Below are 24,275 nucleotides of genomic sequence, written 5' to 3' on the forward strand. Positions count from 1 at the left end.
ATTGCTTTAAGTAATTCAATAAAGATTTCTTTTATTATAATAATAATCATCTTGCTCATATTGCCCATAGGACCTCCAATATTTGAATTAAAAATAAGATTTGACTAGAATCCCTGGAAAACATATTCTTCCATTAGATCCATACGGGTTGTCAATTCGTCGATTGATTCTTCTTTTGATAGTTTGTCTTTAAAAAATTCCTCTTCCTCTTTTTTTTGTGTTTTTCTTTTTATATTAAGGGAAGCGTTATCATCATCAATAAACCTGGAAATTTGCTTTATCTTTTCAATGTTTGAGGTGTCAATTCCATGAATTCCAGAATCGATTGTTATGTGGACGGGAATTTGTATTATCCCTGCTTTATGTTTAAGATTATATAGCCCATTAACAAAACCTTTTTCATAAGTATATAAAAGACTCAAAATGAAATTCTGGTTTATATACTCATGATCTGTACGGCTAAAAGAGTAACAGCCTTCTGGATGGCGATGAATTACAACATTATGAGTGAAATCATCTGGAAGATAATCGATACTGGAATGTGAGACTTTTTGTTTTGGAATATAGTATTCCTCGGATAATCTTATTTCTAGATCTTTTTCTTCATTCATGGTTGTTACAATTGAAAATTCATTATCTCCAACAATTTTACTTATGGCATCGCAAACCAGTATTAATTTTATAGGAACAATTACATCTACACCATTTTTAATGTTTAGCTCAGAATCCCAGCTATTCTTGGCTGATTCCATATGCTTCTCCTATTTTGTTTATTAAATTATTGGATTTGAAGTTTACACTAATCTGCTTTGTATCTTCCAAGAGTAGCATTTCAATAACAGCAATTGCTGAAAGGATCTGTGGAGTGCCAAAAAAGCTTGATACTATCTGATAGGATCCTTCTTCACCCCATCTGCCTGCTTCAAATTCATTCAGACTTAGGGTTGCGAAATAACCGTCATAGCCACATTTACAATATGGTATATGAAGAGTGTCTTGATCCTTCAAATCCTTGATTAGTTTTCGGGATGCCAGGTTATCTGTCGCATCAAAAACGTAATCAACATTATATTTTTCGAGATGTTCTGTTTTAAAATAATCTTCTATTGATAAAACTATCGCATCGGGTCTCCTTTCATGAATAAGAGATTCCACAGCCTTGGTTTTGGATTCACCTATCTGAGTAACCTTAAATAAAGTTCTATTAAGGTTACTTGCTTCAAGTTGGTCTTTATCAATTAATATTATGCTTCCCATTCCTATTAATGCCAGGTCTATTGCAATCCAGGAACCCACTCCTCCGCAACCTATAACAATTGCTGATTTGTCCGAAAAAGAAGGGAGGTGGTCTTCTTGTCTTTTGTATAATTCAGAAATTAAGTTGTCCATGATTCTTTTTGTTCATTTAGTTTGTAAGTTGTAGTTGGAGTATAATAAGCTGATTGAAGGTGTATCTTTTCATATACTGTACAAATTTCCTTCATGAATGAAATAAGTTCCTCGGGTCTGTCAATTGGAATTTCCCTTTTAGATAAAGTACCAGGGCATGCTTCGGAAAACCCTTTCCCACGGACATTAGGATGTTGTTTTTCTGAGGAGACCATAATTGAGCCATTTGTTATTTGCGGATGAAGGATGTTTAGATATATTCCCTTTAGATAACACACAGGTTCATCATAAATTATTTCATGTCCATCCTGGTGGTAAGCCTCGCTAACCGGGAAAGATGGGTTGTAGTATTTATACATCCACATGGTTCCATCTTTAATAACTAAGCAAATTTGTTCCTTCTCAAGCAACTTTATTATTGTCATCATAAAATTGCCTGCGACAGTTTCGTGATACAGAGATTTTATTTTCAATATTTCTCTGTTGTAGATATCATTCATTCTTTCGGTCATATTAAACAGTTCAGTTTCAAATACAATCTTCAACTGCTTTACTGAATTTATATAATCAATCTGGGATTCAAGTATTAATTCTTTTATCTTTATTTTTTCCTGCTTAGTTTGAGTTAATTTAGAAAGAACTTCCTGAATATTTAATTCTTCGATAATAATATTCTTGAAGTGATCCGGCTTGAAATTGTTATTGAGGTCTTGTCCATTCCTGCTAATAATGTTGTATAAGTTATTCTGGTTTTCCATTTGCATTAATTTTGTTTTAACAATTATGGGAGAAGCTCTGTAAGCTTCTCCCATATGAATATCTTTCATTCATTATCGCTTTTAAGCAGCAGCAGAATTGAATCTGATTATAGTAAGCGGGCCTGTGAATTCTCCTCTTTCTATTTCAGAGGGATTGATCACTCTATTACAAGCATCGTAAATGTCGAATTTACCTATTTGATAATCCCGGGCTACTTGTTTAATCTTTTCGGAAAGAGATATGCCGGATAATCCGGTTGCATCTATTTCATTTCCGTTGCATTTGATCTTTAAAGATTCTGTTGTGGACGTACTTTGCCCCTGGCTCCCATTTGAGTTCCACATGAGTTTACTCCTTTTTTAAGTTTTAAATTGATTTTTAATTAAAGGGTGTTTACTTCTGAGAGAAAATAATCTGGTAGATTGTATTGAGAATATTGTGTAGGTGTGTTGTAATACTGCTGTCTTGAAGGAATTTCATCTTCGCTTATATCAGATTCATCTAATATGACCTCAACGTTGTTGTAATCACATTCCGTTTCTCCGGAATCTCCATCATCATCATAATCTTCATTATACATGCAATCATCAACAGCAAGATCATATGCCTCATCCCGGGATTCTGCATAAACATATCCGCTTTTTGTACCATATCTTAGGTATGAGTAGGGAATTTGAACTAAGTATTTGTCCATAATGTATAGTTAATTAATTTAAATAAAGTACTACTTCAATATGATTTATTATATTATACCACATTAATCCTATAAATGGTTATTAATGTTTATTTTAAATGTTTAATATTGCAATGTTTTATTATTTTATATAATTTAAATTCTCTCAAATAATTTATATATCACACATTATATTTTTTAATGGTATATCTAGATAATAATTCTTCTACACAATTAGATTCTCGGGTACTAAAAGAAATGATCCCCTATTATACTGATCTATATGCAAACGCATCTAGCATCCATAATTTCGGATTAGAAATAAAAAGTAGAGTAGAAAGTTCTAGGCAGCAAATAGCATCATTCTTAAATTGTAATTTAAATGATATAATTTTCACCTCTGGTGCTACCGAGAGTATAAATGTTGCACTAAAAGGTTATGCAATCTCTAATCGTTATAGAGGTAATCATATATTGACTTTAAAAACAGAACACAAAGCAGTCCTTGACACTTGTAAATATCTAGAAGAAATCGGCTTTGATATTACTTACTTAGATGTAAATTTTGATGGATTGATTGATTTAGAAGTTTTAAAGGATAATATAACTAAAGAAACAATATTAGTATGTATAATGTTGGTCAACAATGAAACAGGAGTAATTCAACCGTTTAAAGATATTTCAAAATTGGTGAAAAATACAAGTGCTGTACTATTTAGTGATGCAACACAAGCGGTTGGTAAAATACCTGTTGATGTTGAGGAACTTGAAGTTGATATGTTAGCATTTTCGGCTCACAAGTTCCATGGTCCAAAAGGAATTGGAGGCCTTTATATTAGAAATTTTAGCAATAATACCGTTTCTATACAACCATTACACCATGGTGGTGGCCATGAATTTAACTTAAGAAGTGGAACATTAAATGTTCCTGCAATAATAGGATTCGCAAAAATTTGTAAAATTGCTGAAGAAGAAATGGCGGAGAATATTCTTAAAATTAATGATCTAAGAAATTATTTGGAGGAATTAATTTTAAAATTTAAAGGAACTTTTGTTAATGGAACTTCTGACAAAAGAATACATAATGTCTCTAATATTTGTTTTTCTTCTTCCGACATTGATTGGATGCTATCTCAACTAGATGACTTTGCACTTTCAAATGGATCAGCATGTACATCCGCTATAATGCAACCTTCGCATGTATTAACAGCAATGGGTCTAAATATAAAAAACGCTTCAAATTCGATTAGGTTTTCCTTAGGGAAATTCAACACTAAAAATGATGTTGAAGAATTGTATTATGCAATTTCAAAAATTATTGAAAAAAAATAATTAAGAAATATGAACTTTGAACAATTTATCTCAAGATTCGATGAAGATGTAATTCAAGAGATTGTAGGAAAACCGACCATAAAAACTTTGAGCTCTCTTGACACGGATTTAACGAGGATAAGTAGGATGAAAAGAATACTGCTTAAAATTTATTCTCCAATAGAGCTTTTACGAAATAAAATTATTCGCGATATTTTTTTTGATTTATTAAAGCCAGGAGAAGCAAAAAATCTTGTTTCAAACCTTGGCTTAAATGGATCGGATTATTACAGAGAATTGAAAAACAAAACATTTAGATCAAATAAAGATTTGAAGATATTGTTTGAGTTTTTTGAATTAAAACAAAAGGAAGAAGATACTAAAAAATTTGAAAGGAATATTAAATGTAAATGCTTATATCCCTTATATAAATATCAGAGAAACGTAGTTTCAGAATTAACAGATAAATTGAATTCTCAAAATAGTAGAGTAATGCTTCATATGCCTACAGGTTCGGGAAAAACAAGAACTACAATGAACTATTTGTGTCAATTACTAAGAACAAATGAACCGTCTTTATTTATTTGGATGGCTCATAGAGAAGAATTATGTGAACAAGCTGTTGATGAATTCAAGAAAGCCTGGGGATTTATTGGAAACAGAGATATTACAATAAAAAAGTATTGGGCTAATTCTGAGTTCAGTATAGATGACTTAAAAGATGGATTTTTAGTTTGCGGAATAAATAAGTTATATAATCTTGCATCTTCTGACCCGGGTATGATAAGTAGTTTAGCTGATAATTCATCACTTTTAATTATGGATGAAGCTCATATGGCCATTGCTCCTACTTATGAATCAACTCTCAGTATGTTAATGTCATTTGGGACACCCTTATTAGGGCTATCGGCAACGCCAGGAAGAACTTGGAATGATCCTAGTATTGACGAGGAACTTTCTGATTTTTTTAAGAGACAAAAAGTTACTTTAAAAATTGATGGATATAGTAATCCAATTGAATATTTAATTAATAAAGGATATTTGGCGAAAATTGTTAATTCCCCACTATTTTACAGCAGTGGATTAAATATATCACAGAATGATTTAAACTACTTAAAGAATCGGTTACAATTACCGGATGATTTTATAAAAAAGTTATCTGACGATGTAAAAAGAAATATTTTAATAATTCAAAAATGTGAAGAATTGATAATCAAGCATAATAGAATAATTCTTTTTGCTTTAAATGTAAACCATTCGAATTTATTAGCAATGTGTTTACAAGCGAGAGGCATTGATGCCTATTCACTTACATCAGATACTGATAGTGAACAAAGAAAGAAGGTTATTGAAAGCTTTAAGAACAATTCTTCTGAACCAACAATATTGTGTAATTATGGGATACTAACAACAGGTTTTGATGCACCGAAAACGAGTTGTGCTGTAATCACTAGACCGACAGATTCCCTCGTTCTATATAGTCAAATGGTAGGTAGAGCAATTCGTGGGATTAAATTGGGAGGTAATGATATAGCGGAAATTGTAACTGTTGTAGACACTTGTTTACCGGGGTTTGATAAAATAGAAAATGCATTTTACAATTGGGAAGATGTTTGGTAATTCTTTATTATTAACTAAATAATTAATAAAATGGACAATTCAATTGTACCGGCTCACCTTGCAGTTAAAGCAATGAGAGACAATGGTTATAAAAATGCGGCTTATGCACTTGCTGAATTGATGGATAATTCAATTCAACATAAGGCAAAGAATGTAGAATTATTATGCTTAGAAAAAGACGAAAATTTATCTATGAGGACAGTTTCAAGAATTAACAAAATTGCTGTGCTAGACAATGGAGAGGGAATGTCAAGTGAAACTCTTAGAATGGCACTACAATTCGGGAATGGAACACATTTAGAAAAAAATAATCAAAAGGGTATTGGTAAATTTGGTATGGGTTTACCTTCATCATCAATTTCGCAAGCAAAAAGAGTAGAAGTATGGACATGGCAGAATGGAGTTGAGAATGCTATTTACTCATATTTAGATATTGATGAAATATTAGATAAATCTTTAGTCGAAGTTCCCAAGCCCATAAAGAAACCGATTCCAAACATTTGGGAAAAGGTTGGTGAAAATTTTATTAATTCTGGTACACTTGTGGTTTGGTCGACAATTGATAAATGTGTTTGGAAAACCGGAAAAGCAATTATGGATAATTCTGAGTTATTAATTGGAAGAATGTATAGAAAATATTTAGCTGATAAAAAAGTTAAAATAAGAATGGTGACCTTCAATGAACGTGATTTAGATAATTTAGTAACTAGAGTAGCTCTACCGAATGACCCAATGTATTTAATGAAAAATACCTCTTGCCCCGAACCATATAACAACGAGCCTATGTTTGTGAAATGGGGTGACGAATCCTCAGAAAGAATTCATAAAGTATTTTATAACGGAGAAACGTATGAAGTTAAGGTCAGGTATTCTATTGCAAAAAAAGAAGCAAGAGAAGGGCATAATCCTGGAGATAGACCATATGGTAAACATGCTGCTAAAAATATTGGTATTTCAATAATGAGAGCTGGTAGAGAATTAGATTTGGATCAGTCGTTTGTAATACACTACGACACAAGAGAAAGATGGTGGGGAATTGAAATTGAATTTCCCCCTGCTCTAGATGAAATATTTGGTGTTACAAACAACAAACAATTTGCTAATAATTTTAGTGATTTAGGGAAAGTTGATTTTGAAGAAATGCTTAAAACTGAAGGATTAACTATGCAACAGTTTAAGGATAAATTGAATGAGGAAAATGACCCCAAATCGTTATTAATTGATATTGTTGAAGGTATTACTACTAATCTAAGCGGTATGAGGGCTCACCTAAAAACTCAAAGAACAGGCAGCAAATCTTCCGATGTTTCCAGGTATGGAGATTCACCTGAAAAGAGGGCTACGGAAGCAACTGAAGAAAGAAAACAAGAAGGTCATTTTGGAACAAGTGATGAACAGGAAACAATGTCTGATGAGGAAAAAGAAGATGACATTAAAAAAAGTCTAATGGATGATGGTGTTGATGACCCCGCAGGAGTTTTCAAAACTTTATTTAAAAATGATTTAAAGTACTCTTTTGTGGATGCTGATGTTGAAACGCCAGCTTTTTTTACTGTAAAATCAAGGGGGGGCAAAATAATAATATCTTTAAATGTGAATCATCCAGCATATCACAAATTGGTTGAAGTATTGTCAGAATCAACAGAATCAGCATCGGAAGAAGAGCTAAAAGAACGATTAGAGAATGCTTCGTCTGGATTAAAGTTATTGTTGATGGCCTGGGGAAGGTATGAAGATGAACAACCTGATGGCAATCCTAAAAACAGAACGCAGGAAGCCCGACAGGATTGGGGTCGAATTGCTGAAAAATTTTTAAATGAAGAATAAACAAAATTCGGTTAATTCTATGTATTCAAAATTTCTTTGTATTAGTTTTAACGAATACAGGCTATGATATATCCTCAAGAATTTCCTTCAAAATCAAACAATGTTGCCGAAAAAATAATTTTTGAAAAATTATCTTTTTTATCCAACAAATTTGATATTTTCTATGCTAGGAAGTTTGTTGCATTAAGTAACTTTGAAAAAAATGAATATGAAATTGATTTTATAGTGTGCTTACCTTGTAAGGGAATAATTTGCTTGGAAGTTAAAGGAGGAATTATTTTATTTGATGGGATTAAAAAAGAATGGTATCAGAATTCAAAAAAACTCAAACTAGGACCTGATGAACAGGCAAGCTCGGCTACACATAGCTTAATCAATAGATACAAATCAATATCAAAATCTATTCCGATTGGGTGGGCACTCTGTTTCCCAGATTGTCAAATTCCATACGGAACAGATTTGCCTACAAATTTAAACAAAAATGTAATTTTAGATCAAAAAAAACTAACATTTTTTGAGAAAGCAATTGATCAATTGTTTATAGATTTGAAGAATCAATATCCTAGCAAAAACGGATGCAAAAAATGGGAATACGAAAGTTTCGTAAATAGTTTACTTAGGGGTATTGGGTTTGTTCAAGTACTAGGGTCTAGAATAAAAAATGATGAAAATAAGTTTATCGAATTAATAAAAGATCAAATTGAGATTTTTAGACAATTAGCCGAAAACAATAAACTTCTAGTTAAAGGTCCCGCAGGTTCCGGAAAAACTATTATTGCAAAGACACTCGCACAGGAATACGCCGAGAATAATAAAAAGGTATTACTAATGTGCTTTAATAGAACACTTTCTAATAAATTATCATACGAATTGGGAATCAGAAATAATGAAAATATAGTGTCATGCACTTTTCATTCATTTGCTAAAAGAATCATTGAAGAACATGACAAGCATTGGTGGGAAGCAAATGATAAATCAAATGACGATTTTTGGGATCTTGATGTCCCGGCAAAACTTGATAATATAATTAATAGCTTTTCTTTAGGAAAATTTAATTGCATAATTATTGACGAGGGGCAAGATTTCAAGGAACTGTGGTTTGAAGTTCTATTCAAATTTTTAGAAAAAAATTCAAAAACAATAATATTTATGGATATGATGCAGGATATATTCAGACGTAATGTTGCAATTCCTGAGGAAACAACTTTTACAAAATTTAATCTAAAATATAACTGCAGGAATACTAATAAGATTATTTGCTATTTAGAAGAAGTAATTGATGACAAGATTAATCGATATGGTAATCCAGAGGGAGATTCTGTCGTTCTTCGGAAATGTAATAATTCAACTGATATTCAACGTTTATTAATTCAAGATATTGAAAAACTCATGAGAGATCATAGCATAAGGAATGATCAAATATTGATATTGTTAAACTCAGAAAAAAAAGATTCCTCTATCTCAAATTTAAAGCATATAGGGGATTTTGAAATTAAATCCCTTGACAATAAGGGACGATTTCTAGATAAATGTATTCATTTCACAACTATCGAAACTTTTAAAGGGTTAGAAGTTGACATTCTTTTTATTATTGATGTAAGTAACATTTTACCAAATGAATTTAAAAAAAGAATGTATACTGAATCATCCCGTGCTAAACATAAACTATTTCTTTATAGTATCAACAATTAGGTAAAACAATGTCCAGCAAAATATTTAGAAATGGGGTAGACCTTGGTGATAAATTGCTTGATTTTGTAGCTAATGCGAAATTATTAACAATATTTAGTCCATATATAAAGCTAAATTCATTAGAATCTCTAATTGAAAATTCTAAAAGTGTAAATATAGTTGTAGTTAGATGGGAACCTTTAGATTTAATAATGGGTGTATCTGATTTGGAAATTTATCCATACTTAAATAAAAAGGGAATATATCTTTATAGAAATCCAAGGCTTCATTTAAAAGCTTTTATTGATAACGGTAAAAGATGTTTTATGGGAAGCGCTAATATTTCTTCAAGAGCTTTAAATATCCCGAATTCTAATAATTACAATTATGAACTGGGTACAATTGTAGAAAACATCTCAATTGACGAACAGCTCTACTTTAACAAACTAATTAATAATAGCATTTTAATAACGGATGTAGTATATGAACAATTTAAGGAACAGATTGAAAATTCTCAGGCAATAAAACCTCAAATTGATATAGATTTTGAATTAGTAGCACCTGATAGAAACTTTTTAATTTCTTCTTTACCAATGTCCTATAATACAGAAAAATTATTAGATGTATATTATAAAAGGAGTGAGTATTCCGAGATTGATTTTAATTGTGCTCTCCATGATTTAGCACTATATGATGTTAATCTGGATTTAGAAAAAGAAGATCTAATGCTATCAGTAAAGAAAGCTTTTTTTAATCACCCCTTTATAAATGGTTTTTTGGAAAATATTGATGAGAATGGTGAAATTTATTTTGGGAGAGCTAAAGATTGGATACATAAGAACTGTACAACAGTCCCGACACCTCGTAAGTGGGAAATTACGGACAATATTCAAATTCTTTATAGATGGATCGTTGAGTTGAGCGATGGTGTCTATAATGTAGATAAACCACATCATTCTGAAAGGTTATATAAAGTAAAAAATTACGTTAAATAGAAAATTTTTCTAAAAATTTTATTCCATTATCTATATCATCAAATACAATAGTTGAGGGTAAATAAACAATCTGAAAATATTTCCTGAACGTATCATCTTCAAGAGATTTCTCGTCAACTAAAATAATTGTTTTGCCTAGAGAATATGCCAATCCTAGTTCAAAGCAAAGACCATAACCTGATGGATTAGTTTTCTCCATGTATGCAAAGAAAATATCACACTCTTTAATGTAGTGAATATCCCATGTTGTATATTCTTCAATACTCTCGAGTTTATGTTCCCTTGGATTAAAAAAAATAAATCGGTTACCCAATTTGTCTATTATATTTTTTTGCCAATTAGAATGAAATCCTCCCGATAAGTATATTTTAGCTTTATTCTCCATTAGTATTAGAAATATAAATAGTCATTGGTAAAATCTGTGCTATTGTAAAGAATCTTTTTCTTACAGATTTTAAAATTATTCCTATAAATAATAAAATAATTGTAAAAAAATTAAAATTACAATTATCATAAAAGGGGTATATTATTAATAGATAAATCACAAAAGCGATTAAAGATATATTTGCAATGTGATTACTAAATTCTGACCTAAATTGGAATTTATAAATTTTTTCATCCATTTCAGGAAATTTGCTCATACAATAATTACGAACACTCCTGAATGATATTTGCTTAATGTCGACTTTGTAATTTAATTTACATAGATGTTTATAGTAATGTATTTGGGAAATCCCATAAACAGGACCTTCTTTTAATCCTTTCTCAATCCTAATTCGGTAGCGGAATATTTTATCAAATAGCTCGCTAATTCCAAAAATTATATATCCCATTATGTATGTAAGGGTCAATAAAGTTATAACCTCATATTCGGGTATGAGTAGATTTTTGAAATTCTCATATGGAAAAATAAATGTAAGAAGGAATAACGAATAAATTCCGGGAATTAAAAAACCAATTATATCAAGAAAAAAATCTTTAAGAGAATTAAAAAAAGTTCTAGAAGGATCCATTATTTACCAAAATATTAAATGAAACAAGATGCACAACCTTCTCCTTCAGATTCGTCAAGTATATCTAAAAGGTAAGGGGAGTTATTGGTTTTTGAATTTATCTTTTTTGTGTAATCATCCTTTATTTGCTTAATTCTTTCTGGTTGAATTAAATCGCTTAAACTTTCATTTTGCATCCAAGTATATCCATCCTTCTCGTATGACATAGCCTTTTTAAATAATTCGGGGTGTTGCTCAAATAGCCAGACCCATTCAATTTTTTGTTGATAAAAGCAAAAAAAACAACCTGATCTGCTTCTAGCATATTCCCCTTTATTGCCATTGATTTCAAACTCAATTTTTTCATAGTATCTGGGGACTCCAACACCACTATCCCTAAGAATTCTAAAGATGTCATCTCTTATAAGTATATCCTCATTCTCTAAAATCGGATAGTCAAGTTCATTTGCTAAAGGATAATTTGTCGTTTGAAGAAAATCAAATACAACTTTATTAAAAGTGGATATGCTTAAATCTAATAATGTATTTATTTTATTTGCTTTTGTATTGTTGATTGAAAGTGGAGAATCTATTATTTCGATAATCCTATCTGAAACGTTACTATGCTTTAGGAATAATTCTTTGATATACCCGATATTTTCGTTCTTAAATAATTTATTAATAACATCCTCACTCCATATATTCTTTCTAAATGGAAATATAGATTGAATATTATCTTTCTTTGAAATATAACCTTCTCTATTCTCGTCTCCACGTATTCCAACGTAAGATACAACTAGATTGTCACCAACATAATCTTCAAAGGGCTCTAATTTTAATTTTTTTGTGCACCATCTTGCTGTTGAAGAGGGAAGATACCCACCATACAGTTTAAGAAAATGATCAAATGGAACTTCATGACTATCCTGAGCTGCATTAAGTTTTTGAATCTTTTTCCCTAAGTATATTTCTAAATTTTCAACTAGTTGATATGTTTCGTCCAATTCCTTGCCGGTATCACAAAAGTAATATTCAATATCTAAACTTGGGTATTTATCCCTAAGGTAGATTGCAAGTGCTGCACTATCTTTTCCACCAGAGATTCCTAAAACATGTCTAACTCTTTTTTCCATCTTCTAATAATTCTTCTAATATGTATGTTAAAGTTGCAACATTTATTGAGTAGTCATTTGTCAAGTGTTGCTTTAGTATTCTTTGTAGTTCTGTAATGTCTTTTGTTTTGCTTTTTGGAAATCTAATAATATCCTTTTTTAATCCTGTGAGAATATTTGCAATTTCAATCTTATACACAATTTCATTACTTTTATTCACTGTTTTTTCATTTAGCTCGCACATATTATCCAATTCATGGATTATTTCAGAAAATCTTTCGTATAGAATATTTTCTTCTTTGTCACTAATTAACTCTAATGATTTATTTATTAGTGGTTGGGCTAAGGAATTCAGCCAAGAATTTTTATCATCAATTTTTGAGTAAAGTCTTGCATAAAAAACTTTCTGATCTGGCAACAATAAAAATTCTTTTATGTACCGATAGCGTTGTTGCAAAAGGTCACGCATTTTTGAATAAGTTGATTTATCGCCAATTACATTTTTAGCAATAAAATCCTCAAACCTATTTATTAATAAGTCATAACAAGTTCGTAATTCTGTTATGCTTTTTTGTAATTTTGAGATGTACTCCTCTAGGTAATTTGTGTTACTTTTAAGTTTGTTTATATCATATCCAAAGGCTTGCGGAAAAGTTTCAAAGAAAGCATTATCAGGTTCGGTAGAATTCTGTATTGCGCTTCTAAAAGCTAGGGTATCTTTACTTAATCTGGAAGTTGTTCTTGCATATTGAGGTAATTGACGATAAAAAACCAAAAAAGGTTTTATTGTTTCAATTAATGATTGACCTGTAATTTCGTTATTTTGATTTAAGTTTAATAACTTTTTATACTTATTAAATATTTCAATTTTTATGCCGGTAAAATTGTATGCTTTAATCTCATAATTCCTAGGTTTCTTTATAATTAGTTCAAATATATCAGAAGTGAAGTTTGGAATAAAGATATTGTTATTAAAAAGAGCAAAACTATCTCTATTTGTAAACAAAAATATTGGTACCCAAAAATCGAGAAATCCTCTTTTTAATTTGTATGGTTCTTTTAAATAAATATCAAATAAATCTTGTAAATTTTTTCTGTTATTTTTTGAATTGGTAATGAATTTGACACCTTCTTCCCAAAGTGGAGTAAATGTATTATCTTTTGGTATTCCAAGCCCATATCCATCTTTTGTTCTATAGTGGATACCTGTCTCTTTGATCAATGAGAGATAAATTGTTTTTTCGGGTGGATATTTCTCATCTTCAAATCCAAAATCTGCTTTGTTCCATTCCTCCGTCAATCTAGATAGCAAATTTCTTTTTGCGGTTTGTATAGGACTTGATAATTTTGTTTTGTTTACCATTTCATTTCTATAAATTGGTGTCTTTTGGTAAATGCTATCGGATATCTTGGAAACTAAGGTATTTAAGGATTTTCTTCCTTTTATTGTCTGTTTTACCCCTTTAAAATACCAAACTATATTTGAGGTATCGGAATATATACTATCGAAGACAAAATAGTTTAATAGATTTATTTGATGTTTATAAATTGAATTTAGTTCTCTTACTGCAACTCTATCATCAATATTATCCTCTTTTACTTTCTTTATTTTCTCTATTTCAAATAATAAATTTTTGATCTTTTCAGTATTTTTATACACTCCAAAAAGAGTGGCTGTCGTACAATTTTTAGAAAATGCTTTTAGAGATTCTTCTGATAATTCCTCGGAAAAAATTAGGTTTATGTAACCATCAATCTCACGTTCTGGGTGCAGCGATTCTGGTGATTCGCTTAGATGAAATGCAAAATATCTCGGAGTTCCTTTGCTGTAAGTTGTTGCTTTAGCCAAAATAAATGGAAAATTAAAATACTTGTTTAATCCATCAACAACGTTAGATATTCGTTCTATAAAATGCCCGGCTTTGTCTATAGCCAATTCAATGTCTAAATCTGTTCCTTCAAAAAGTATATATCGTCTGTTATGTTTTACAAATCTAATTATCTTATTTTTTTCGAGTTCATTAATTAGTGAATCCGGCTTTTTTATGCCCAGTGAATATTTGGAATACTTACATAAAAAATCCTTATCAATTATTGAGCCATTTGGCGAAAAGATGTTTAATAATCCTAATGTCTTTACAATCTTAATTTGACTTAGTAAATCTTTAGTGCATATACTTTCTGTTCTTTCAACAGAGCTTCTAATCGCAGCCCATTTAGAATAATCAGGATTGTATTTGCTTGAAATAAATGAATGATAATTATAAGTGAGATAATCATAAACACAACTTAAATTATAATAGGGATCCTTTAACTTATCATAATCAAATAAGCTTAAATGTCCTTTGGATTCTAAAAATGTGAATAAGGATCTCTCATTTTGTCCATATTTTTGTAAAGCTATTGTTAATGCAGCAGCAGATAAAATATCGAATGGAGCAAGATTGTGGGATACTTCTTCATTAAGATAATCTTTTAAGGGGAATACCTTTGATGCCTCTATTGCTTTGAAAAGCAATTTTAAGTTATTTCTATCATGCTTTATTCTTAATTTTTTTATTTTTTTAGCAGAAAGAGAAAGAAGCTGTTCCACCGGTTCCTGAAAAGCGATTTCCTTTAATCTTCCTTTTACCTTTGTCCACTCATTTTGTTGTGAACGCGTTAGGGACATTGCGTAACCATTAAAATCTTGGTGTAAGGTAGTTATTAAAATAATATTATGATTTGGATTATTTACATATTCAGCTAATAACTGAATAAAATATAATTCTTTCTCCGGCATATTTTTGGATGCATATTCTAAGAATTTTCCAAATTCATCTATGACTATTAGAAGGCCCTTTTTCTTTGTTTTAGAATAATATTGATCTATTTTTTTAAAAATGCTTTCAACATTTGGGGTTGCTTTAAAACCAAACGATTTAGCAAATGAATTTATAAAAGAATTATATTCTCCAACTATTGGGTGATACTCAAATTTAATATCCGGGTTTTCTGAGTTAAAATAATTTTGTTTGGAATTTAATGATTTCTCTAATGCCCAGAGAAAAGATGACTTTCCAATTCCATATGAACCGATAATACTGAAAGCCCTAATCCCAATTTCATAATCTTTAATAATCTCACTATATACTCTTCTAGAATTTTGAGTCGGGATATAGTCCAACTTTAGATTTCTATCTCTCGAAATATTTACGGATGGTGAAAAGCTTCTATTGTGAATTTTTTTTGTAGTATCCATTTAATACCATGTATGGGTTAAATTTCTTGGATATTTGCAAAATTTGGTTTCCTGCTGTTTCTGAATATGTAACATTATTATAGCTATTAGTAATTTCAATTAATTTTTTGTAAAGTCCATCAGAATTTATTGAAAATATTAACCCTGGAGAGTTGTTACCAATTAATAAATCATTAAAAGAGATTGTTGTAGAATTTTCAAAGTTGTCTAATATAGAATAAAATATAATTTCGCAGGGTATATTGTCCCTTTCATTGTGCTCAAATTGATACCAGTTAACTAGCCTATTATCAACATCTTTTTGCTTAAAGTTCTTTAAAACATCTAATTCTAATAGCAAACCAGAGAAATCTTCTTCTATATCAACTTGATCATCACTAGAAGGTCGCAGGTAATTTTTCAGAAAAATATTTATATCAAGATTAATAGTATTTTCATTATAAAGATTTATAATTCCATTTTCATCATACTTTCTTTTAATGAATGCTAAAAGCTGTTCTTTTGTAAAATATGATCGTTCTTTTTTAAACTCATTGAAAACTAAATTATAAATAGAGGCTTTGTCTGTTTTAATAAGATGGTAATGGAGCAACCACAATGTCCCAATATCTTCCAAATATATGTCTCTTCCGGTTTTCCCAAAAATATAATCTGCAATCTCTGTAGAAAGACCTTTTTCATCAATGAGTCCAAATGCTCTTGACCAGTATTTAATAGAAGCCACCATGTTTTTACCTACACCTAATTTAATTACGGAGTCGCTTTCATTGAAAGAATTACTTTCAATTATAAAGTCGTATGCTTTTTTTAGCCAAAGCAGTTTGCATGCAAATGATTCATGGCCGGAAAAGGTATATTTTTTTGAGTTTTTAATGGGTATTCTTAAGTTTCAAAAATGTAATTAAACGAAAAAACTATTGAAACTCTAAAAATTTTGACAATTAGGTAGGATTGTTTATGGTGACTTTGTAGGTAGCTTTAAACTAAGTTATAGTATTTTGTTAAGATTATTTCATGAAAAGGATTTTCATGAATAAGCGCTAATTCCAGTCTTATTATTCTCTTTTCTATTTTGTTTTTCTTAAAGTCTTTTAGCTCATTAAATTCTATAGATTCTCTAAAATTTTTTAATTCTACAAGCTCTTTTTCCCCTGCTTGTATTAATTCCATGTCCAAGTATTCCATAATAATTTCTTTTTATTATGAAATAACGTTTGACAAATGTCGATGCAAATATTTTCAATTACTCAAAAAGAGCCTTATGGGCTACTAAGAATTCCTTATATAATCTAATTTTTCCCAATCTTTTCTTGAATATTGGTATCATAGATGAGTAATACCATTTTATTTCTTTTTTTGGGGCATTGAATCTTTTAAAAACCTCATTTCCCGAAACTAAGTAGTCGGCATGGATATCATTTAAGTTTGACAGTTTATCAGCGGCAAATAATAATAATTCGTCATCATTTTTGCTTGGTAGTACTTCCAATGAATGTTTTTTCCTCATTTTCCAACTGACAACTTTTTTAGAATCTGATTCTGAAATTCGGTTTTCAGGCTCAGTGTTACTCATGACAAGTGAATAAACCTTACCTCCCCATTCTTTTTTGAGAAGTGGTTCAGTATAAGAGGTATCTTCAATACTATCATGGAGAAATCCTGCCACAATTAAATCTTCTGAAGCTCCATTCTTAATCAAATTTGAAACAACATCTAATATATGGACTATATAAGGAATAGAGGTTCCTTTTCTTGTTTGACCTTTATGAAGTAGAGTAGCTTTTAAAAAAGCCTTGTTGAATTTATTTATCATTAAATAACTATTTTGCGTGAAGGATATCTTGAAGTGTGTATTCTTTGAAATATTCCTGCAATGCTAGTTCGTAATCAGTTGGACCTGAATCAATCACAGCAATTAATATTGTTTCAAGCGAAGCTTGTAAATTATATCCATTCTCAAATTCATAGAACCCATCAATTTCCATTTTTTCATTTATAAGCATTAAATGCCAATAAGATTGATTTGCTAGTTTAAACCAATTTTCAAAGCTTTTCATATCAAAGGGATTTAAAACTCGGTCTGACATATATATTGGATTATCGGGATTGTCTTTATCTGGGATATAAAAAAGTAATGTGACTAAAGGTCCATAAGATGTTTTTACTGCTCCGACTTTCAAATAAAAATCAATGGGTTCGTTTGATTTTATTTCAAAAATATGTTTTCCCGTACTTTTTACTGCTAAAGAAATCTCACTTCCTACTTCCGGGTCTAATATAATGGGTAAATCATATAATAGTGAAGTTTCAAAGTAATTTTCTGGAAAATCTGGAAGTTTAAAGTCAGCATCTCCATGCTGCCATTTATTGTTTCGCATTATTTTTACATTCTTATTTTAAAATATTTGCAAGATTCATTATAATTTTATTTCTGTCAAATCTGTCATTTATCCAGTCTGAATATTTAATCCGATAAAATTCCCACCCGGCTGCTTCTAATACCCTTTGTCTTTCTTCATCACTATCAATATAAATACCATAAATTTCATCAACTTCATTTTGGAAATGTGTAGGTCCATCGCATTCAACGGCAATACGATTGCCATTAATTATATTACTGATTACAAAATCAATCTTAAAGCCACAGCTTTCAACTTGGTTTTGTATTGTATAATTATTATCAAAACTATTCCTTATAAAGTAGTAAAACTCTTCTTCAAAATATGAATCGAAGGGTTTTAAAGTAATTGAATTAATATCAACTCTCCCATACTCCTCAATATATTCCAGGTATTTTTTAATCCAGATACGATTGGGAACATCAATTGTATCCATGCTGGTAAAGCAATGAACTTGCAATTTTGCTCTTGAAAAAGCGACATTAACTCTACCTTTATTAATATCTCCCCGAATATCCCCACCTTCACCAGTTAATGGAATATACCGATTCTTTTGATCAGGGGATCTGATTACAAACGAATAAATAATTATATCTTTCTCATCTCCCTGAATACCTTCAATAATACTGATCTTAAAGTTGTCTCTATCTTCATTTAAATTATTCTTTTCGAAAAGATCACGGATGTAAGATGCTTGGGCATTAAAAAAGGTTAAAATTCCTATTGACTTATCTTTATATTTTTCATCACTTCTTAATTCCTGAAACAAAGACAATATTCCATTTGCTTCAGTTACATTAACATTGTCAGATATTTCTATATTTAAGTCAGGGATCACTTTATGAATATTTAATATTCGATTAGTGTCTTTGTATGTGAGATAGTGACTATTAAGTGGGATAAGATTTTTACCATTAGGTTTATAAAAATTCTTATTACTAAATTCTATTAATTCTTTAGGCGATCTATAATGGTAGTGAAGGGTTTTGTAAATGAACCCTCTGTTCTTTGCAATATCTAATACAGATTGCACTGATGACCCGGTTGCTTTTATTTGTAATTCTTCGGGAATTGAATATCGAGCTGCCAATTCATCAAAAACTCTATTAGATTTAAACATTATTGTATTATCTCTCATTTGCTCACTGTCTCCAACAAACAATGCTTTCCGAGATCTGAACATAACTGGCAAAGTATATGCAACGTTACATTGGGAAGCCTCGTCCAAAAGAACATAGTCAAAAAGTTCATTTTCAAGTGGGATAATCCGACTGGCATCATCTAATTCCATTATCCAGATTGGAATTAATTTTAATATTGTTTTAAAATTATCAGGATCCTTCCTTATATTATCAAAGGTTTTAAATGCTTTTTTGGATTTTCCAAAAGCTCGTGATAACTTTTGGATGATTTTTCGTACTGATTGTCCGGTTTGCCATTGAGACAATATATTTTTGCTTACAATATTTTGTATGTATTGTGCAATGTGATTATTTCGGAGTTTTTCTTCTTCTTTTGAATCAAGATTTAGAGAGGAGCCATCTTGATTCAAAATTGTTTTCAATTCATTTTTTATTGAGAATACTCTTAAAATTGAATTTTTTACAATATTAAAATCAGGTTCACCTCCCTTCTTTATAAAAGAGGCTAATGTTTTAAACTGAGTAAAGGAAATCCCACAATCATTTAATTTTTCATTTAATTCATTATAAAGTGATTCTAGCCTATCTTTATTCTCAAGATAAATACAGTAATTTAAAACTGAATTCACTTTAGTAACAGCTTCACTCCTTGATATATCTGAATTCAGAATATCATCAATACTATCGATTATTTCCCTGGGTAAGTTCTTTCTAAAGGAACGAAGTCTAAAATTCCTGAAAGAATTGTTTAATTTTCTAAATGTAATTGAATGTCTGTCATAACCACTGATTTTTATATCTTCACAATATTTTTTAATAGAATCGGAGTATACGTATCCTTTTAAATCATCGAGAGGGAATTTATTATCAGTAACAGTTTTATTCTCTTCGTATTTTGTTACATTGTTTTTTAACAGTGCTATTTCGGTCAATAATTTTTTAAAGTAGTTCCACTCATCATAAGAAAAGGTATTTGTAAATTTTTCTAAGTTATTGATTTCAATATTAAATTCTTTTAATCCTTTTAATTCTTGATAAAGAGAATAACAATTTCTTTGGATCGATAATTCTTCATTAAGGTTGTTTCTTGTCTTTGCTATCCTATCAACAATCTCATTTAGATTAGTATTATCAGCTAACTTTGCTTGATAAACAAGGTTGTCAACAAAGGAACCAATACCACTTAATTGAGGAGCTATTCCATCTGCTTCATCCTCTTCTCCAATTTGTGTTGAACTTGGATTTGGTATATATCCGTAAAGATATTTAATGTTTAGAGAATTTAATTTATCCTTTACGACTTTAAGTGCTTGAGCTTTTTGACTTACAAAAAGTACTCTATTGCCATTAGCAGCAAGATGACAAAGTATGTTGGAAATTGTCTCTGACTTTCCGGTTCCAGGTGGACCTTGAACTATTGCTGATTTATTTGCTAAGATTGACAATGTGGATAGCTGATATTTATCGTAGAGGAATGGAAAGTATAGATTTCTTTCATACGGGATGCCACCTTCCTCGTTAAGATATTCATCGCTAGTCCAACTTGACAATGCAGTTTGATTTAAATCTTCCTCAGTTAATTTTGATAATTTTGCCAGGTCTTCTGCAAGAAAATAGTTTGCTTTTGGATTAATGGAAAGTTTGACGTCATTTGTATTAAAAGAATCTTCATCAAATCCTGCCTCTTTTAATTTTAGTTGTCTTTTGATATCATGCCAAATGTCATAGAAAATATCCATTTTCACAATTGGCAGGGAAAGCTTACCATCCATTTCGTAAACACCCATCTTCTCAAGTAACTCATAGTATAAATCCTCACCAAGTATTGTTTCTAGCATGCTAATATTTACATGCACTTCAGGATCGACAGAATATATAGAATATACACCGGAATCCTTTTCAATTTTTACCGGAATCGAGAAAAGGGGATATCTATCAATTGTGGTCTCAACTTCAGTATCAGTATCATCAGCATCAAACAAGACGTCATCAGTATTAATAGGGAGTTCAATCTCAAAAAATCCAAAACTAAGGAGGATCTGTTTTGTGAACTGGTTATTTCTATATTTGCTTACAATCTCCTCAATTTTATTTGCAATCTTTTTCTCTTCATTATACTCGCTCCTATCTTCCTCTGGAATTTGATAAGGATCGTATTCATAAAATAATTCGAGATTAATTGTTTCCGCTACTTTCCCGTCAGTATCACCATTAAGCAAGCCAAGTAAATTAAAATATCGGTTTGATAAGAGTAGAGAATCTTTTTGAGGTCCTACAATTGTTTTATCCCGAGCAATTTTTACATATCCGAGACAATATTTAATAAAATTTAATAGATCCATATATTTAAAAGCAATATTTCTTGTGATTATGTTGACTACATTTTCTCAATAGTTTCGAACATGTGTTTTGGTTAATTAAATTGGAATAAATCCATCTAGAATATTTTTTATGTGTGATACATCTTGGTTTTGTATTTCATGTTGAATATTTGGATTTCTACTGATTCTGTTATTTTAAGTAAAATAATTTTCTATAATGGATTTCAGTTCAAAGGTATTGTTTGCAACATAATCTGGAGCAGCCTTCATAAGATTATTTTTATTCTCCGAACCCCATAGGCATGCAATAGATTTCATCCCGGCCTTTTTGGCAGAAATTATATCACTATCTAAGTCACCGGCAGTTAATATTTGACTATTGTCCAATTTTAATAATTCAGATGCCTTAAAAAGGGGTTCAGGGTCAGGTTTTTTTTTGGTAGTATCATGAAAGCAAACTGTTTCATTTATTTCCCATTTATTATATTCTATTATTTTTTCGCAATATGGCCTGGGAGCTGATGTAACAATGGCAATTTTAATTTTTTTTCCGTTCAAATAATTAATCAATTCTGAAATGCCTGGATATGAAGTTAAATATGGAATTAATTCATAAACTTTTTTCCATTTTCTGGCAGTTCTATAAACTTCTGCCTTTTTGGAATTTATAAGAGTCATATCAAGGTCGAAAATCAAAGCACTCATTCTAATGGTAATTTATAATTATCAATTGGCATACCGTAAAATAATTTTTTTTTATCATCATATTTCCATTCATAGTCCGGGTCTAACTTGTTACTCCATTCTTTAAATTTATTTGGTTTGTGAAAATATTTTTTAACGGTTGCCGGTTTTCTATTAACCCTCTTTGCAAAATTTTCAATACTAAGAGTCAAATTACTTTCTTTATTGTTTTCTTCAAATATTTCAGGATTATCTAAGGTATTAGATTTGTTCAATCTTTCAAAATATTCGTATTTAATTTTATTCATTAAATCATAAACATCTTTTGAATCTTTAACAGGAACAGCTCTCTTTTCCTCAATGAGCTTTTTGTTACCTTTTGACATATCATTTTGTTTTTCAACAGGGTGAGATATGCAATATAGTAGCCTTTTTTGATTTTCTGTAAATTTTACAGTATGCATAGATCCTCCTTTTTCGTTAGTCTCGATTACTACCGTAGCAAGGCTGGATCCACTTTGAAGCCTGTCCCTTTCGACAAAATAATATTTTTGCGGTTCTATTCCATATGAATATTCTGAAAGTAAGCAACCTCCTGAATCGATTATTTGGTCGGCTAATATCTGATTTTGCCTTGGATAAATCTTATGTAATCCGTGAGCAAGGAATGCAGCAGTTCTTCCGTTTTTAGATAAACACCCTTTGTGGGCAGCGGTGTCACATCCAAGAGCAAGCCCACTTACAACGGTAATATTGTTTTCTGCAAGATGTTCACCAACTCTGTGCCCCATTTTATCTCCCCATACAGATGGATTTCTGGTTCCAATAACCGCAACCGTGGGATAATCATTTAAACAAGAAATATCTCCTCTATAATAAAGAATCACTGGGGGGTCTTGAATTTCCTTTAGTAAAATAGGGAATTCAATATCATTGAATCCGACAGTATTAATCTTTTCTATTTTTAGTCTATCAAAGTCTTCAATAACCTTTTCATAATGATTCAAAAACAAACTTTTAGATAAGGTTTTGGTTTTTGAGCAAATTGAATTGTAAAATTCAATTGGATCTTTAATAAATGGAGGATTAGATTCAATAATCTTAATAACACTTTTCTTTCCAATGTTAGGAATACTTAATAAAGCTGCAATTTGTAAATTACTTAACATATTAATTTAATTTTTTTTACATTTTTCCCCAGAAATACACCAATAACCGATTTAGCTCCAACCGATTTTAACTCACTAGCCATTTCGCGAAAACTTCTGCCCGTATTGTAAATATCATCAACTAATATAATAGATTTATCTTTTAAGTTTGGATTAAGATTAATTCTTTCATTAAAAGGAAGAGAATTGGAAACTCCGCTTATGTGCTTTGGTTCTCTATCAAGCTTGCTTTGAATTAATCCAAAACCATTACTCATTCCGGTTTCTCTACAAACTTTCTCAGCAAAATTTTGAAATCTTGTTTTTGTTTTTTCTTTGGTTGAAGCTGGAATGAAAGCCAATGTCTGGTTCTTTAAAAATTCACTACCAAATTTATTATTTAAGCAAGATGAAAGAGTAAACACAAATCTATTTTCTCCATCTTTAAATTTCCAAATTGTTTCTCTGAAAACTCTTTGGTAAGGAGTAATCTCTTCATCGGTGTAAGTGAATTTTGCGTAATAATCGTCAATATAATAGCATTCAAAAATGTCTTCTTTAAAATTACCTTTGAATACCCTGAATAAATAATTTTTCCATTTATCACCAATAGTTTTTTCAATCTTGAATGAAAAAAAGCGATCAGGTATTTGATATTTTAAATTAAACTTATCGAACGAAGATTGATATATCCTAATAATTCCATTCTCACCAGAGACCCTAACTTGCCATGGATATTGGCCTTCCCACGCCTTGATATCTATATTTTTTTCTCCATTAGTGACTGCGACGAAAGGTCCTTCTACAAATTGATTTTCTTTTTCTTGTTCGCTTGTAACAAAATGGAGAAATATAATATCACCCTTTTGTACAGAGGATACCGGAGTAGTATCGTTATTTGACTTTTGCCCAAATAGCATTCTGTCAATACATTCCTGGTAAGTCCTTTTGCTACACCTAAATAAATAATAATTTATCATAACATAGAATT

General features: G+C 30.4%; 21 protein-coding genes. 5 read left to right on the plus strand and 16 right to left on the minus strand.

The features are described 5' to 3' along the window. Positions 1-104 precede the first annotated feature (104 nt). Genes H6614_02060 through H6614_02080 form a run of 5 tightly spaced genes read right to left on the minus strand, consistent with a single transcriptional unit; the run spans position 105 to position 2,842 of the window. Positions 105-752: a hypothetical protein gene (locus H6614_02060; GenBank protein ID MCB9242441.1), complete on the minus strand. Its 648-nt coding sequence runs from the start codon at positions 750-752 to the stop codon at positions 105-107. Further along, positions 733-1,389 carry a ThiF family adenylyltransferase gene (locus tag H6614_02065; GenBank protein ID MCB9242442.1) on the minus strand — a complete coding sequence of 219 codons (657 nt, stop codon included), beginning with the start codon at positions 1,387-1,389 and terminating at the stop codon, positions 733-735. Before H6614_02065 ends, H6614_02060 begins: the two co-directional genes overlap by 20 nt. Next, positions 1,377-2,216 (minus strand): hypothetical protein, encoded by an 840-nt coding sequence (locus H6614_02070; GenBank protein ID MCB9242443.1) that lies wholly within the window; start codon positions 2,214-2,216, stop codon positions 1,377-1,379. Before H6614_02070 ends, H6614_02065 begins: the two co-directional genes overlap by 13 nt. Positions 2,217-2,228: 12 nt before the next feature. Next, positions 2,229-2,492, minus strand: coding sequence for a hypothetical protein (locus H6614_02075; protein ID MCB9242444.1), 264 nt, complete (start codon positions 2,490-2,492; stop codon positions 2,229-2,231). Positions 2,493-2,530: 38 nt separating this feature from the next. Next, on the minus strand, positions 2,531-2,842 hold the full coding sequence (locus H6614_02080; protein MCB9242445.1) for a hypothetical protein: 312 nt from the start codon (positions 2,840-2,842) through the stop codon (positions 2,531-2,533). Positions 2,843-3,022: 180 nt separating this feature from the next. Between H6614_02080 and H6614_02085 the strand changes: the two genes are divergently transcribed. The 5 genes from H6614_02085 to H6614_02105 all read left to right on the plus strand — a co-directional run bounded on the left by H6614_02085 (position 3,023) and on the right by H6614_02105 (position 10,245). Continuing rightward, the gene (locus H6614_02085) at positions 3,023-4,153 is read left to right on the plus strand and encodes a cysteine desulfurase (GenBank protein ID MCB9242446.1); all 1,131 of its coding nucleotides are present in this window, start codon (positions 3,023-3,025) and stop codon (positions 4,151-4,153) included. A gap of 9 nt (positions 4,154-4,162) precedes the next feature. Continuing rightward, positions 4,163-5,752 carry a DEAD/DEAH box helicase gene (locus tag H6614_02090; GenBank protein MCB9242447.1) on the plus strand — a complete coding sequence of 530 codons (1,590 nt, stop codon included), beginning with the start codon at positions 4,163-4,165 and terminating at the stop codon, positions 5,750-5,752. 30 nt (positions 5,753-5,782) lie between these two features. After that, positions 5,783-7,579 carry an ATP-binding protein gene (locus H6614_02095; protein ID MCB9242448.1) on the plus strand — a complete coding sequence of 599 codons (1,797 nt, stop codon included), beginning with the start codon at positions 5,783-5,785 and terminating at the stop codon, positions 7,577-7,579. Between the two features lie 63 nt (positions 7,580-7,642). Beyond that, a complete protein-coding gene (locus H6614_02100) occupies positions 7,643-9,271 on the plus strand; it encodes an AAA family ATPase (protein ID MCB9242449.1) in 1,629 nt (542 codons plus the stop codon). Between the two features lie 8 nt (positions 9,272-9,279). Next, complete coding sequence (locus H6614_02105; GenBank protein ID MCB9242450.1) at positions 9,280-10,245, plus strand: hypothetical protein; 966 nt, start codon at positions 9,280-9,282, stop codon at positions 10,243-10,245. Here the strand turns inward: H6614_02105 and H6614_02110 are convergent. The 11 genes from H6614_02110 to H6614_02160 all read right to left on the minus strand — a co-directional run bounded on the left by H6614_02110 (position 10,238) and on the right by H6614_02160 (position 24,264). Next, positions 10,238-10,630: a hypothetical protein gene (locus tag H6614_02110; GenBank protein MCB9242451.1), complete on the minus strand. Its 393-nt coding sequence runs from the start codon at positions 10,628-10,630 to the stop codon at positions 10,238-10,240. The genes H6614_02105 and H6614_02110 overlap by 8 nt on opposite strands. A 642-nt stretch (positions 10,631-11,272) precedes the next feature. Continuing rightward, on the minus strand, positions 11,273-12,370 hold the full coding sequence (locus H6614_02115) for a phosphoadenosine phosphosulfate reductase family protein (protein ID MCB9242452.1): 1,098 nt from the start codon (positions 12,368-12,370) through the stop codon (positions 11,273-11,275). Then, a complete protein-coding gene (locus H6614_02120) occupies positions 12,354-15,590 on the minus strand; it encodes a hypothetical protein (protein MCB9242453.1) in 3,237 nt (1,078 codons plus the stop codon). The genes H6614_02115 and H6614_02120 overlap by 17 nt, the downstream gene beginning before the upstream one ends. Further along, the gene (locus tag H6614_02125; GenBank protein MCB9242454.1) at positions 15,562-16,470 is read right to left on the minus strand and encodes a DUF4007 family protein; all 909 of its coding nucleotides are present in this window, start codon (positions 16,468-16,470) and stop codon (positions 15,562-15,564) included. The genes H6614_02120 and H6614_02125 overlap by 29 nt, the downstream gene beginning before the upstream one ends. A gap of 98 nt (positions 16,471-16,568) precedes the next feature. Further along, positions 16,569-16,775 (minus strand): hypothetical protein, encoded by a 207-nt coding sequence (locus tag H6614_02130; GenBank protein ID MCB9242455.1) that lies wholly within the window; start codon positions 16,773-16,775, stop codon positions 16,569-16,571. Between the two features lie 58 nt (positions 16,776-16,833). Next, complete coding sequence (locus H6614_02135; GenBank protein MCB9242456.1) at positions 16,834-17,403, minus strand: bifunctional (p)ppGpp synthetase/guanosine-3',5'-bis(diphosphate) 3'-pyrophosphohydrolase; 570 nt, start codon at positions 17,401-17,403, stop codon at positions 16,834-16,836. Positions 17,404-17,410: 7 nt separating this feature from the next. Continuing rightward, complete coding sequence (locus H6614_02140) at positions 17,411-17,968, minus strand: hypothetical protein (GenBank protein MCB9242457.1); 558 nt, start codon at positions 17,966-17,968, stop codon at positions 17,411-17,413. 13 nt (positions 17,969-17,981) lie between these two features. After that, the gene (locus H6614_02145) at positions 17,982-21,473 is read right to left on the minus strand and encodes a hypothetical protein (protein ID MCB9242458.1); all 3,492 of its coding nucleotides are present in this window, start codon (positions 21,471-21,473) and stop codon (positions 17,982-17,984) included. Positions 21,474-21,647: 174 nt separating this feature from the next. Next, positions 21,648-22,157 carry an HAD family hydrolase gene (locus tag H6614_02150; protein ID MCB9242459.1) on the minus strand — a complete coding sequence of 170 codons (510 nt, stop codon included), beginning with the start codon at positions 22,155-22,157 and terminating at the stop codon, positions 21,648-21,650. Then, positions 22,154-23,305: a DNA-protecting protein DprA gene (locus H6614_02155; protein ID MCB9242460.1), complete on the minus strand. Its 1,152-nt coding sequence runs from the start codon at positions 23,303-23,305 to the stop codon at positions 22,154-22,156. The genes H6614_02150 and H6614_02155 overlap by 4 nt, the downstream gene beginning before the upstream one ends. Beyond that, a complete protein-coding gene (locus tag H6614_02160) occupies positions 23,299-24,264 on the minus strand; it encodes a hypothetical protein (GenBank protein MCB9242461.1) in 966 nt (321 codons plus the stop codon). The genes H6614_02155 and H6614_02160 overlap by 7 nt, the downstream gene beginning before the upstream one ends. Positions 24,265-24,275: the final 11 nt, after the last annotated feature.

The sequence above is a fragment of the Ignavibacteriales bacterium genome, assembly GCA_020635255.1.
Taxonomy (GTDB): domain Bacteria; phylum Bacteroidota; class Ignavibacteria; order Tepidaquicellales; family Tepidaquicellaceae; genus JAEYVS01.